12 protein-coding genes are annotated in these 13,466 nt (G+C 68.2%); all 12 read left to right on the plus strand.

Annotation, left to right across the window (positions count from 1 at the left end):
• Window positions 1-32: 32 nt before the first annotated feature.
• The 12 genes from ID554_RS18985 to rplB all read left to right on the plus strand — a co-directional run bounded on the left by ID554_RS18985 (window position 33) and on the right by rplB (window position 13,466).
• Window positions 33-3,920, plus strand: a complete 3,888-nt coding sequence (locus ID554_RS18985; protein WP_117226260.1) for a DNA-directed RNA polymerase subunit beta' — start codon at window positions 33-35, stop codon at window positions 3,918-3,920.
• Between the two features lie 102 nt (window positions 3,921-4,022).
• Window positions 4,023-4,388, plus strand: coding sequence for a hypothetical protein (locus ID554_RS18990; protein ID WP_117226259.1), 366 nt, complete (start codon window positions 4,023-4,025; stop codon window positions 4,386-4,388).
• Between the two features lie 603 nt (window positions 4,389-4,991).
• Window positions 4,992-5,366: a hypothetical protein gene (locus tag ID554_RS18995; RefSeq protein ID WP_117226461.1), complete on the plus strand. Its 375-nt coding sequence runs from the start codon at window positions 4,992-4,994 to the stop codon at window positions 5,364-5,366.
• Window positions 5,367-5,881: 515 nt separating this feature from the next.
• Complete coding sequence (rpsL, locus tag ID554_RS19000; protein ID WP_014440718.1) at window positions 5,882-6,256, plus strand: 30S ribosomal protein S12; 375 nt, start codon at window positions 5,882-5,884, stop codon at window positions 6,254-6,256.
• A gap of 1 nt (window position 6,257) precedes the next feature.
• On the plus strand, window positions 6,258-6,728 hold the full coding sequence (rpsG, locus tag ID554_RS19005) for a 30S ribosomal protein S7 (protein WP_091650217.1): 471 nt from the start codon (window positions 6,258-6,260) through the stop codon (window positions 6,726-6,728).
• Window positions 6,729-6,803: 75 nt separating this feature from the next.
• On the plus strand, window positions 6,804-8,900 hold the full coding sequence (fusA, locus tag ID554_RS19010; protein ID WP_117226258.1) for an elongation factor G: 2,097 nt from the start codon (window positions 6,804-6,806) through the stop codon (window positions 8,898-8,900).
• Between the two features lie 212 nt (window positions 8,901-9,112).
• On the plus strand, window positions 9,113-10,306 hold the full coding sequence (gene tuf, locus ID554_RS19015; protein ID WP_117226257.1) for an elongation factor Tu: 1,194 nt from the start codon (window positions 9,113-9,115) through the stop codon (window positions 10,304-10,306).
• A gap of 349 nt (window positions 10,307-10,655) precedes the next feature.
• Window positions 10,656-10,964, plus strand: coding sequence for a 30S ribosomal protein S10 (gene rpsJ / locus ID554_RS19020; protein ID WP_007073037.1), 309 nt, complete (start codon window positions 10,656-10,658; stop codon window positions 10,962-10,964).
• An 11-nt stretch (window positions 10,965-10,975) separates the two neighbouring features.
• A complete protein-coding gene (rplC, locus tag ID554_RS19025) occupies window positions 10,976-11,641 on the plus strand; it encodes a 50S ribosomal protein L3 (protein WP_117226256.1) in 666 nt (221 codons plus the stop codon).
• The gene (gene rplD, locus ID554_RS19030) at window positions 11,638-12,315 is read left to right on the plus strand and encodes a 50S ribosomal protein L4 (protein WP_117226255.1); all 678 of its coding nucleotides are present in this window, start codon (window positions 11,638-11,640) and stop codon (window positions 12,313-12,315) included. Before rplC ends, rplD begins: the two co-directional genes overlap by 4 nt.
• Entirely contained in the window at window positions 12,312-12,614 is a 303-nt protein-coding gene (rplW, locus tag ID554_RS19035; RefSeq protein WP_093403611.1) for a 50S ribosomal protein L23, read from the plus strand. The genes rplD and rplW overlap by 4 nt, the downstream gene beginning before the upstream one ends.
• Before the next feature lie 12 nt (window positions 12,615-12,626).
• Window positions 12,627-13,466 (plus strand): 50S ribosomal protein L2, encoded by an 840-nt coding sequence (gene rplB / locus ID554_RS19040; RefSeq protein ID WP_117226254.1) that lies wholly within the window; start codon window positions 12,627-12,629, stop codon window positions 13,464-13,466.

Genomic DNA, 13,466 nt, shown 5'->3' on the forward strand with positions numbered 1-13,466 from the left:
AGCGCAACAAGCGACGTGTGAGGGAATTGAACGTGCTCGACGTCAACTTTTTCGACGAGTTGCGAATTGGGCTGGCGACCGCCGACGACATCCGTCAGTGGTCGCACGGCGAGGTCAAGAAGCCCGAGACCATCAACTACCGCACCCTCAAGCCGGAGAAGGACGGGCTCTTCTGCGAGAAGATCTTCGGTCCGCAGCGGGACTGGGAGTGCTACTGCGGCAAGTACAAGCGGGTCCGGTTCAAGGGCATCATCTGCGAGCGCTGCGGCGTCGAGGTGACCCGCTCGAAGGTCCGCCGTGAGCGGATGGGCCATATCGAGCTCGCCGCGCCGGTGACCCACATCTGGTATTTCAAGGGCGTGCCGAGCCGGCTGGGTTACCTGCTGGACCTCGCCCCCAAGGACCTTGAGAAGATCATCTACTTCGCCTCGTACGTCGTGACGAGCGTTGACGCCGAGGCGCGTCACCGTGACCTCTCGACCATCGAGAACGAGATCCTGGCCGAGAAGCGGCAGTCGGAGAACAGCCGCGACTCGGAGATCGAGAAGCGGGCCGCCAAGCTCGAGGCCGACCTGGCCGAGCTGGAGGCCGAGGGTGCGAAGGCGGACGTCCGGCGCAAGGTCAAGGAGGGCGGAGAGCGCGAGATGCGCCAGATCCGCGACCGGGCCCAGCGCGAGATCGACCGCCTGGACGAGGTGCTGGACACCTTCCGCAAGCTCGACTCGAAGCAGCTGGTCACCGACGAGCTGCTCTACCGCGAGCTCCGCGACCGGTTCGGCGAGTACTTCACCGGGGGTATGGGCGCCGAGGCGATCAAGGCCCTGGTGCAGAACATGGACCTCGCCGCCGAGGCGGAGAACCTGCGGGAGACCATCCGCACCGGTAAGGGCCAGCGGAAGATCCGGGCGCTCAAGCGGCTCAAGGTCGTCGCGGCGTTCCAGAACACCCGCAACTCGCCGCTCGGCATGGTGCTGGACTGCGTACCGGTCATCCCGCCGGACCTGCGCCCGATGGTGCAGCTCGACGGTGGCCGCTTCGCGACCAGCGACCTGAACGACCTGTACCGCCGCGTGATCAACCGGAACAACCGGCTCAAGCGGCTGATCGACCTCGGCGCGCCCGAGATCATCGTCAACAACGAGAAGCGGATGCTGCAGGAGGCCGTCGACGCGCTGTTCGACAACGGCCGTCGCGGCCGGCCGGTCACCGGCCCGGGTAACCGTCCGCTGAAGTCGCTGTCCGACATGCTCAAGGGCAAGCAGGGCCGGTTCCGCCAGAACCTGCTGGGCAAGCGCGTCGACTACTCCGGCCGTTCGGTCATCGTGGTCGGCCCGAAGCTCAAGCTGCACCAGTGCGGCCTGCCCAAGCAGATGGCGCTGGAGCTGTTCAAGCCGTTCGTGATGAAGCGGCTGGTCGACCTCAACCACGCGCAGAACATCAAGTCCGCCAAGCGGATGGTCGAGCGGCAGCGACCGGTCGTGTGGGACGTGCTGGAAGAGGTCATCGGCGAGCACCCGGTGCTGCTCAACCGGGCGCCCACCCTGCACCGACTCGGCATCCAGGCCTTCGAGCCGCAGCTGGTCGAGGGCAAGGCCATCCAGATCCACCCGCTGGTCTGCACCGCGTTCAACGCCGACTTCGACGGCGACCAGATGGCGGTGCACGTGCCGCTGTCCGCCGAGGCCCAGGCCGAGGCGCGGATCCTGATGCTGTCGTCGAACAACATCCTCAAGCCGGCCGACGGCAAGCCGGTCACCATGCCCACCCAGGACATGGTCATCGGGCTCTACCACCTGACCCACCTCACCACCGGTGAGCGCGGGGAGGGCCGGGCGTTCAGCTCGGACGCCGAGGCGCGGATGGCGTACGACAACGGCGAGCTGCACCTGCAGGCGCCGGTCAAGATCCGGCTGCGGAACGTGGTCGAGGTGGACAACGGCACCGGTGGGCAGCCGTGGACCGCGCCCGAGGGCTGGGTCCAGGGTGAGCCGTTGACCGTGGAGACCACGCTCGGCCGAGTGCTGTTCAACGAGACCCTGCCGCAGGGCTACCGGTTCGTGAACTACGAGATCCGCAAGGGTCAGCTCTCCGCGATCGTCAACGATCTCGCCGAGCGGTTCCCGAAGGTGGCCCTGGCGGCCACCCTGGATGGGCTCAAGGAGGCCGGTTTCCACTGGGCCACCTGGTCCGGCGTGACCATCGGCATGGAGGACGTCATCGCTCCGCCGCGCAAGCGGGAGATCCTGGAGCGGTACGAGAAGGAAGCCGACCGGATCGACAAGCAGTACCAGCGTGGTCTGATGACCACCGAGGAGCGTCGCGGCGAGCTCATCGAGATCTGGACCAAGGCGACCAACGAGGTCGCCAAGGAGATGGACACCGCGCTGCCGCAGGAGAACCCGCTGTGGAAGATGATCAACTCGGGTGCTCGCGGCAACCTGCTCCAGCTCCGGCAGATCGCGGCGATCCGTGGTCTGGTGGCCAACCCGAAGGGCGAGATCATCCCGCGGCCGATCAAGGCCAGCTACCGGGAGGGTCTGTCCGTGCTGGAGTACTTCATCTCCACGCACGGTGCCCGTAAGGGTCTCGCGGACACCGCCCTGCGTACCGCCGACTCGGGTTACCTGACCCGGCGTCTGGTGGACGTCTCGCAGGACGTCATCATCCGCGAGGAGGACTGCGGCACCGACCGGGCCATCCCGATGCAGGTCGGTCAGCACCTCGACGGCCGGCTCGTGGTGCACGAGCACGCCGAGACGAGCGTGCACGCCCGTACCCTCGCCGACGACATCAAGGGGCCGGACGGCACCGTCGTCGCCGAGCGCGGCGCGGACATCAACTCGATCCTGGTCGACAAGATCGTCGCCGCCGGGGTCGACGGCGTCCGGGTGCGCAGCGTGCTCACCTGCGAGTCGAAGCTGGGCGTCTGCGGTGCGTGCTACGGCCGCTCGCTGCCGACCGGCAAGATCGTGGACGTCGGCGAGGCGGTCGGCATCATCGCCGCCCAGTCGATCGGTGAGCCGGGTACGCAGCTGACGATGCGGACCTTCCACACCGGTGGTGTCGCGGGTGAGGACATCACCCAGGGTCTGCCGCGTGTCCAGGAGATCTTCGAGGCCCGGATCCCGAAGGGCAAGGCGCCGATCGCCGACACCCCCGGCCGGATCCGGATCGAGGACGGCGAGCGGTCGCGCAAGATCGTCGTGATCCCCGACGATGGCAGCGACGAGATCGTGTACGACAAGATCTCGAAGCGGGTCCGGCTGCGGGCGCACGACGGCGACCACGTCGAGGTCGGCGAGAAGCTCACCGAGGGCACCATCGACCCGCACGAGTTGCTGCGCATCCTCGGCCCGCGCGCGGTCCAGGTCCACCTGACCCAGGAGGTCCAGGAGGTCTACCGCTCGCAGGGTGTGCTCATCCACGACAAGCACATCGAGATCATCATCCGCCAGATGCTCAAGCGGGTGACGGTCATCGACTCCGGCTCGACCGAGTTCCTGCCGGGTGTGCTGGTCGACCGGGCGCTGTTCGAGTCGGAAAACCGCCGGCTCGTCGGCGAGGGCGGCGAGCCCGCAGCCGGACGTCCGGTGCTGATGGGTATCACCAAGGCCTCGCTGGCCACCGACTCCTGGCTCTCGGCGGCCTCCTTCCAGGAGACCACCCGGGTGCTGACCGATGCGGCGATCCACGCCCGCAGCGACTCGCTCATCGGTCTCAAGGAGAACGTGATCATCGGTAAGCTCATCCCGGCCGGTACCGGCATCAGCAAGTACCGCAACGTCCGGGTCGAGCCGACCGAAGAGGCGAAGGCCAAGGTCTACTCGATGACCGGGTACCCGGAGACCGACTACGGCTTCGGGCCGGCCAGTGGCCAGGCGGTTCCGCTGGACGACTTCGACTTCGGGTCGTACCGCTAGGACCGTGTGACGTGGGAGGCCCCCGGCATCTGCCGGGGGCCTCCTCGTGTCCGTACCCGCCGCTACGGCCCATGGCGTGGCGGGGACAGGCATCATGTGCTCATGACGATCGCACCCGGATCGGCGCCCGCCGCGTCGGCGCCACGTCATCCACTCGATCCCGATCCGGTCCGGGCGACCAAGGCCCGGGCGGTCTTCGCGCTCGGACTGATGGGGGCGATGACCGGCCTGCTGCTGGGTGGCGTGGTACCGGCGACGGTCGCGCTGCACCTGGCCCGGCAGGCGCGTCGGGAGGCGTACGCGTCGGGTGGTTTCCTGACTGGCGCGGCCTGGCTGCGTCGCGGCGAACGGTTGGCCTGGACGGGGTTGGGGCTGGTCGCGGTGAGCGTGGTGGCGCTGCTGGTGATCGGTGTGGTCCGGCTCGCCGAGGCGCCCTACGGGCAGGACTTCGACCCCACCGTCGACTGACCCGTGCGCGGCACGGGCATCGCGCCGGGCACGGTGGGCTGACCGGCGACGGTAGCCTGACGATGTCCGTCGCGCGGCGGTGGACGCGGCCGATGAGGAGGAGATCCCGTGACGGAACCGGCGCGCCCCGAGGGCGGCGAGTCCGCCCAGCCCACTTCCGGGCGCCCGGACGACGCGACCGGGACGGAACCGGGGGAGCAGGTACCGCCCGGTCCACCCGATTTCGGTATGCCGCCCGACTCGCCTGCTGTCGCTGCCGCTCCCGGCTGGTCTCCGGGGAGTCCGCCGCCCGGCTCGTCCGCCTTCGGGGCCAACCCCGGCTCGACACCGGGCGGTCCTTCGTCCGGGGCGCCGTTCGGGCCCTCCCCGTTCGGGCCGCCGCCCGGGGGCGCGCCCGCAGGCCCTCCCTCCGGGCCTTCCGCCTTCGGTCCGCCGCACGGCTCACTCCACGGTCCGCCGCACAGCCCGCTCCACGGTTCGCCGCCAGGGGGCCCGGGCAGCGGCGTGCCGCCGGTTCCGGGTGGGTCCGGTCCGGGTTGGGGTGGGCCTGCGGCCGTGCCGCCGCCGCAGGACCGGCCCCGGCCACCCAAGCGGGTCGAACCGGTGCCCGGCACCCCGTTCGGGACCGTGCACCTGGACGTACCTCCGGTCACGTCGGGTCTGGGGGTCGGCTCGCTGGTGGCCGGGATCACCTCGATCATGATCTCGTTCCTGGTCATCTGCATCGGTGTGGTCGGAGGAGGTACGGGTGGGGGAGCCTGGGCCGCTGGCGCCTTCGCCGTGCTGGGCAGCCTGACGGGCGCGGGCGCCGTGGTGGCCGGACTGCTCGGGGTACGGCAGATCCGTCGCCCGGCGGCTCCGCCGGCGGTCCGGTTCACCGGTCGTGGCGTGGCGATCGCCGGGATCAGTTGCGGTGGGGCGGGTCTCCTGCTCTGCCTGTCGGGCCTGGGGCTGGCGCTGTTGTTGACCCTGGCCTGAGCTGAGATCCGGACCACGTGGGTTCCGGGCGATTGAGCCGGGCTCCGGATGCCGCCGAGTCCCGCCCAGGGGCTATCGGTCCGGTTTCCGGCGGAGCCGGTACACTTGTATCCGTAGGTGCCCATCACAGGCGGGTGGCACGACGGGTCCAGCCGGGAGCGGTGAGAAGTCCGGCGGGTCTTCCTTTTTGACCTGCACGGCTGTGGTAGGTACTCTTTCCCCTTGTGCCCGGGCCTGCCCGGGCAACTCGTGCGTGCGCGGGATCCGGCGATCCGGTATCCGAACAGCGGCACGACTGAGCCAGAAGACCCGGCGGGCGGCGATCCGCGTGCCGGTGACACAACCCGGAACCTCCGCGTGAGCGTCGGAACCGGGCCGCGAGCGGGGCGACACGCCCGACCGCGGGTGCCGGGACCGCCGTGAGGTGGCCCTGGTCGGAATGTAGGAGGGCCGGTCATCAGGCCGGCTAAGCGAAGCGCGGCCGCGCGAGCGGCCGAAGGGAGCGGAGAAACCCGGTGCCCACGATCCAGCAGCTGGTCCGCAAGGGCCGCCAGGCCAAGACGAGTAAGACCAAGACCCCGGCGCTGAAGGGATCCCCTCAGCGGCGCGGCGTGTGCACCCGTGTGTACACCACCACCCCGAAGAAGCCGAACTCGGCGCTGCGCAAGGTCGCTCGTGTCAAGCTCAGCAGCCAGATCGAGGTGACCGCCTACATCCCGGGCGTCGGACACAACCTGCAGGAGCACTCGATCGTGCTCGTCCGCGGTGGTCGTGTGAAGGACCTCCCCGGCGTGCGTTACAAGATTGTCCGCGGCTCGCTGGACACCCAGGGTGTCCGTAACCGCAAGCAGGCGCGCAGCCGTTACGGCGCGAAGAAGGAGAAGAGCTGACATGCCGCGTAAGGGACCCGCTCCGCGGCGGCCGCTGGTCGCTGACCCGGTGTACAACTCGCCGCTGGTCACCCAGCTGGTGAACAAGATCCTGCTGCGGGGCAAGCGTCAACTCGCCGAGCGCGTCGTGTACGCGGCTCTGGAAGGCTGCCGGGAGAAGTCCGGCACCGACCCGGTCGTCACCCTCAAGCGGGCGATGGACAACGTCAAGCCGACCCTTGAGGTGCGCAGCCGCCGTGTCGGTGGCGCCACCTACCAGGTGCCGGTCGAGGTCCGCCCGGCACGGGCGACCACCCTGGGCCTTCGCTGGCTGGTCACGTACTCCCGCGCCCGGCGCGAGAAGACCATGGTCGAGCGGCTGATGAACGAGCTGCTGGACGCGAGCAACGGCCTCGGTGCCGCCGTCAAGCGGCGCGAGGACACGCACAAGATGGCGGAGTCCAACAAGGCCTTCGCGCACTACCGCTGGTAACAGCCTGGTCCCGGCGCCCACCCGGTGTCGGGACCGCCACCAGTTGTGTCGAGACGACGATAAGTAGGGATTGAAGTGGCCGCCGCAGACGCGCTCGCCAACGTACGCAACATCGGCATCATGGCGCACATCGATGCCGGTAAGACCACTACCACCGAGCGAATCCTGTTCTACACCGGTATCACGTACAAGATCGGTGAGGTCCACGAGGGCGCTGCCGTCATGGACTGGATGGAGCAGGAGCAGGAGCGCGGTATCACCATCACCTCCGCCGCCACGAAGTGCGAGTGGAAGGGCCACACGATCCAGATCATCGACACGCCCGGCCACGTCGACTTCACGGTCGAGGTGGAGCGGTCGCTGCGTGTCCTGGACGGTGCGGTTGCGGTCTACGACGGTGTGGCCGGCGTGGAGCCGCAGACGGAGAACGTCTGGCGTCAGGCGGACAAGTACAACGTCCCCCGGATGTGTTTCGTCAACAAGCTGGACCGTACCGGCGCGGACTTCTTCCGCTGCGTGCAGATGATGATCGACCGGCTGAACGCCACCCCGCTGGTGCTCCAGATCCCGATCGGCGCCGAGAGCGACTTCATCGGTGTGGTCGACCTGGTCGAGATGCGCGCCCTCACCTGGCGTGGCGAGACCCAGAAGGGTGAGGACTACGCGGTCGAGGAGATCCCGGCCGACCTGGCCGACTCCGCCGCCGAGTGGCGCGAGAAGCTGATGGAGACCCTGGCCGACGTGGACGACTCGGTGATGGAGAAGTACCTGGAAGGCGAGGAGATCTCCGTCGAGGAGATCAAGGCCGCCATCCGTCGGGCCACCATCGGCGGCAAGGCCAACCCGGTCCTCACCGGCACCGCCTTCAAGAACAAGGGCATCCAGCCGATGCTGGACGCGGTCGTCGCGTACCTGCCGTCGCCGCTGGACATCCCGGCGATCGAGGGCACCGCCACCGACGGTGAGACCCCGATGCAGCGCAAGCCGGCGGTGTCCGAGCCGTTCTCCGGTCTGGCCTTCAAGATCCAGACGGACAAGCACCTCGGCAAGCTCACCTACGTGCGGATCTACTCCGGCACGCTCGAGTCCGGCTCCCAGGTGGTCAACTCCACCAAGGACCGCAAGGAGCGGATCGGCAAGATCTACCAGATGCACGCCAACAAGCGGGAGGAGCGCAGCTCCGCCCAGGCCGGCGACATCATCGCGGTGCAGGGTCTCAAGCAGACCACCACCGGTGACACCCTGTGCGACCCGGCGAACCCGGTCATCCTGGAGTCGATGACCTTCCCGGAGCCGGTCATCGAGGTCGCCATCGAGCCGAAGACCAAGGCCGACCAGGAGAAGCTCAGCACCGCCATCCAGCGGCTGGCCGAGGAGGACCCGACCTTCCGCGTCAAGCTGGACGACCAGACCGGTCAGACGGTCATCTCCGGCATGGGCGAGTTGCACCTGGACATTCTGGTCGACCGGATGCGCCGCGAGTTCAATGTCGAGGCGAACATCGGTAAGCCGCAGGTGGCGTACCGCGAGACCATCCGCCGCAAGGTGGACAAGGTCGAGTACACCCACAAGAAGCAGACCGGTGGTTCCGGCCAGTACGCCCGGGTGATCATCAGCCTGGAGCCGCTGCCGCTCGGTAACGACGCCCCGACCTACGAGTTCGCAAACGCCGTCACCGGTGGCCGTATCCCCCGGGAGTTCATCCCCTCGGTGGACGCGGGTGCCCAGGACGCCATGCAGTACGGCATCCTCGCCGGCTTCCCGCTGGTGGGCATCAAGCTCACGCTGCTGGACGGTCAGTACCACGAGGTCGACTCGTCGGAAATGGCATTCAAGATCGCCGGCTCGATGGTGATGAAGGAGGCGGCCCGCAAGGCCGACCCCGCGTTGCTTGAGCCGATGATGGCTGTTGAGGTCACCACTCCCGAGGAGAACATGGGTGACGTCATCGGCGACCTCAACTCCCGCCGCGGCATCATTCAGGCGATGGAGGAGCGCAGTGGCGCCCGCGTCGTCCGTGCTCTGGTGCCGTTGTCGGAGATGTTCGGCTACGTCGGCGACCTGCGGTCGAAGACCCAGGGCCGGGCTAGCTACAGCATGCAGTTCGACTCCTACGCCGAGGTTCCGGCCTCTGTCGCCAAGGAGATCATCGCCAAGGCGACGGGTGAGTGACGCTCACCTGAGCTGATCCGGGGTGGTCGCGGGAGGATTCCCCGACTGCGACCACCTCGGTCGGATTGTGTGAATTCCGGGCCTGTAGGCTTCATCGCCGCAGAACCCACAAAGCTCTCCGGCCGTCAGGTCGGAAAGGCTGTCGACAGAGTCCTAAGCGCCGACCTGGCGCACCGGGGCGAACGAACCAAGAAGTCCACAGGAGGACACCAGTGGCGAAGGCGAAGTTCGAGCGGACTAAGCCGCACGTCAACATCGGCACCATTGGTCACATCGACCACGGTAAGACGACGCTGACGGCGGCCATCACCAAGGTCCTGCACGACCAGTACCCGGACCTGAACCCGTACACGCCGTTCGACGAGATCGACAAGGCGCCGGAGGAGAAGGCCCGCGGCATCACGATCTCGATCGCGCACGTCGAGTACCAGACCGAGGCGCGGCACTACGCGCACGTCGACTGCCCCGGTCACGCCGACTACATCAAGAACATGATCACCGGTGCCGCGCAGATGGACGGCGCGATCCTGGTGGTCGCGGCGACCGACGGCCCGATGCCGCAGACCCGCGAGCACGTGCTGCTGGCCCGTCAGGTCGGCGTGCCGTACATCGTCGTGGCGCTGAACAAGAGCGACATGGTCGACGACGAGGAGCTCCTGGAGCTCGTCGAGCTCGAGGTCCGCGAGCTGCTCTCGGCTCAGGAGTACCCGGGTGACGACCTGCCGGTCGTCCAGGTCTCCGCGCTGAAGGCCCTTGAGGGCGACCCGGTCTGGACCGAGAAGCTGCTTGAGCTGATGAGCGCGGTCGACACCGCGATCCCGCAGCCGGAGCGCGAGACCGAGAAGCCGTTCCTCATGCCTGTCGAGGACGTCTTCACCATCACCGGTCGGGGTACCGTGGTCACCGGTCGTGTCGAGCGCGGCGTGCTGCTCCCGAACGAGGACGTCGAGGTCGTCGGCATCCGCGAGAAGGGCTTCAAGACCAAGGTCACCGCGATCGAGATGTTCCGGAAGACCCTGGACGACGCCCGTGCAGGCGAGAACGTCGGTCTGCTGCTTCGGGGCACCAAGCGCGAGGACGTCGAGCGCGGCATGGTGGTCGTCAAGCCGGGCAGCAGCACCCCGCACACGGAGTTCGAGGCGACCGTCTACATCCTCTCCAAGGAGGAGGGTGGCCGGCACACCCCGTTCTTCCAGAACTACCGTCCGCAGTTCTACTTCCGGACCACGGACGTCACCGGTGTCGTCACCCTCCCCGAGGGCACCGAGATGGTCATGCCTGGCGACAACACCACGATGACCGTGAAGCTGATCCAGCCCATCGCGATGGAGGACAACCTCAAGTTCGCGATCCGGGAGGGTGGCCGTACGGTCGGCGCGGGTCGCGTCACCAAGATCATCAAGTGAGCTGGGTAACCCCGATTAGACCCGCCGCCGGTCGTGCGGCATACTAGTCAGGTTGCGTAACGACAGTTCGCCGCCTGTGTTCGGCTCACGCCGAACCTCCGGGTAGGCAGAACAGTCGGGCGTGGGGTGGTTGGCGGCCCGTCCGCCAACCACCCTCGCGCGGCGTTCAGGTCGCGGTAGCGCGATCGGCGCCTGGACCCACCGCGGTCAGGATCGCTCCGGAATCCCGGGGCGGAGCCTGGCCACAGGGCGCGACACGCCCGACCGCGGGGGTGGGCGAAGAGGGCCTGCACCAGCCGGTACAGGCACCCGCAACACAGCGGCATCGAGAGAAGGAACAGAAGCCACCATGGCGGGACAGAAGATCCGCATCCGGCTCAAGGCCTATGACCACGAGGTCGTCGACTCCTCGGCTCGGAAGATCGTCGAGACGGTGACGCGTACCGGGGCGCAGGTCGCTGGCCCGGTGCCGCTGCCCACGGAGATCAACCGTTTCTGCGTCATCCGCTCGCCGCACAAGTACAAGGACTCGCGCGAGCACTTCGAGATGCGTACGCACAAGCGGCTGATCGACATCATCGACCCGACCCCGAAGACGGTCGACTCGCTCATGCGCCTCGACCTGCCGGCTGGCGTCGACATCGAGATCAAGCTGTAGGGACCGGACACATGGACAGGCAAGTTAAGGGGATCCTGGGCGCGAAGCTCGGTATGACCCAGGTCTGGGACAACAACAAGGTTGTCCCGGTGACCGTGGTTCAGGCCGGCCCCTGCGTCATCACCCAGGTTCGTGACGCCGACAAGGACGGTTACGCCGCGGTCCAGCTGGCGTACGGGACGATCGACCCGCGCAAGGCCAAGAAGCCGCTCCGCGGGCACTACGCCAAGGCGGACGTGGCGCCGCGCCGGCACATCGTCGAGCTGCGCACCGTCGACGCCGGCGACTACTCGCTCGGCCAGGAGATCACGGTCGAGGAGTTCCCGGTCGGCGTCTCCATCGACGTCACCGGCAAGACCAAGGGCAAGGGCTACGCCGGCCCGATGAAGCGGCACGGCTTCCACGGTCTGCGTGCCAGCCACGGTGTCGAGCGCAAGCACCGCTCGCCGGGCTCCATCGGGGCCTGCGCCACCCCGGGTCGCGTCTTCAAGGGCACCCGGATGGCGGGCCGCATGGGCGGCGTGCGCTACACCGTGCAGAACCTGACCGTCCAGGCGGTCGACACCGAGAACAACCTCCTGCTCGTCCGTGGCGCCATCCCCGGCCCCAAGGGCGCGCTGGTCCTGGTCCGCACCGCGGCCAAGACCAAGGCGAAGAAGGGCGGTGTGGCCAAGTGACCACCGTTGACGTCCTGAACACCGAAGGCACCAAGAGCGGCTCGGTCGAGCTGCCCGCCGACATCTTCGACGTACAGGCCAACGTCCCGCTGATGCACCAGGTCGTGGTGGCGCAGCTGGCGGCGGCCAGGCAGGGCACCCACAAGACCAAGACCCGCGGTGAGGTCGCCGGTGGCGGCAAGAAGCCGTACAAGCAGAAGGGCACCGGTCGGGCCCGGCAGGGTTCGATCCGTGCGCCGCAGTTCGCCGGCGGTGGCGTGGTGCACGGCCCGGTGCCGCGCGACTACAGCCAGCGCACCCCCAAGAAGATGAAGGCCGCCGCGCTGCGTGGCGCCCTCTCCGACCGCGCGCGCGCCGGGCAGGTGCACGTCGTCGAGGCGTTCGTCTCGGGCGAGAAGCCGTCGACCAAGGCCGCGCTGGCCACGCTCGCCAAGCTGACCGAGGCCCGTCGGGTGCTGGTCGTGCTGAGCAGCATCGACGAGCTGAACTGGGTGTCGCTGCGCAACGAGCCGCGGGTGCACCTGATCGAGGCCGGCCAGCTCAACACGTACGACGTGCTGGTGGCCGACGACGTGGTCTTCACCAAGGAGGCCCTGGACGAGTTCCTGGGGCTGCCGACGGCAGTCGGCCAGGCGGCCGGGTCCGCCGAGACCACCGAGGAGGGTGGCAAGTGAGCACGATCGCCGACCCGCGCGACATCATCGTGGCGCCGGTCGTCTCGGAGAAGAGCTACAGCGAGCTGAACCGCAACTGGTACACCTTCCTGGTGCACCCGGACGCGAACAAGACCGCGATCAAGATCGCCATCGAGCAGATCTTCAACGTCCGCGTCCTGACGGTCAACACGCTCAACCGCGAGGGCAAGCGCAAGCGGACCCGTACCGGGTTCGGCAAGCGCAAGGACACCAAGCGGGCGATGGTGAAGCTGGCTGAGGGAGACCGCATCGAGGCCTTCGGCGGCCCGGTCAGCTGAGGGGTGTAGACAATGGCTATCCGTAAGTACAAGCCGACGACGCCGGGCCGGCGTGGCTCGAGCGTCGCCGACTTCGCCGAGATCACCCGATCGACGCCCGAGAAGTCGCTGCTGGCCCCGCTGCCGAAGAAGGGCGGCCGGAACGCCCACGGGCGGATCACCGCCCGGCACCAGGGTGGCGGCCACAAGCGCCAGTACCGGCTGATCGACTTCAAGCGGGTCGACAAGGACGGCGTGCCGGCCAAGGTCGCGCACATCGAGTACGACCCGAACCGCACCGCGCGGATCGCGCTGCTGCACTACGCCGACGGCGAGAAGCGGTACATCCTCGCGCCGAAGGACCTCAAGCAGGGCGACGCGGTGGAGTCGGGTCCGGGCGCGGACATCAAGCCCGGCAACAACCTCCCGCTGCGCAACATCCCGGTCGGTACCACGATCCACAACGTGGAGCTGCGTCCGGGTGGCGGCGCCAAGCTGGCCCGCTCGGCCGGCGTCGGCATCCAGCTGCTCGGCCGGGAGGGCGCGTACGCGACCCTGCGTATGCCGTCGGGTGAGATCCGTCGTGTCGACGTGCGCTGCCGCGCCAGCGTCGGCGAGATCGGCAACGCCGACCAGTCAAACATCAACTGGGGCAAGGCCGGCCGGATGCGGTGGAAGGGCAAGCGCCCGACCGTCCGTGGTGTGGCCATGAACCCGGTCGACCACCCGCACGGTGGTGGCGAGGGCAAGACCTCCGGTGGTCGCCACCCGGTCAACCCGCAGGGTAAGCCCGAGGGCCGCACCCGTCGTAAGGGCCAGCCGAGTGACCGGCTGATCGTCCGCCGCCGCTACGCCACGCGTAAGCGCGGCTGA

The sequence above is a fragment of the Micromonospora craniellae genome, assembly GCF_014764405.1.
Taxonomy (GTDB): domain Bacteria; phylum Actinomycetota; class Actinomycetes; order Mycobacteriales; family Micromonosporaceae; genus Micromonospora; species Micromonospora craniellae.

Excerpts from the sequence above, each read along its gene's own strand:
- ID554_RS18990 (WP_117226259.1), top strand. The coding sequence starts at position 4,023 with ATGACGATCGCACCCGGATCGGCGCCCGCCGCGTCGGCGCCACGTCAT.
- rpsG (WP_091650217.1), top strand. The coding sequence starts at position 6,258 with ATGCCGCGTAAGGGACCCGCTCCGCGGCGGCCGCTGGTCGCTGACCCG.
- rpsJ (WP_007073037.1), top strand. The coding sequence starts at position 10,656 with ATGGCGGGACAGAAGATCCGCATCCGGCTCAAGGCCTATGACCACGAG.
- rplC (WP_117226256.1), top strand. The coding sequence starts at position 10,976 with ATGGACAGGCAAGTTAAGGGGATCCTGGGCGCGAAGCTCGGTATGACC.
- rplB (WP_117226254.1), top strand. The coding sequence starts at position 12,627 with ATGGCTATCCGTAAGTACAAGCCGACGACGCCGGGCCGGCGTGGCTCG.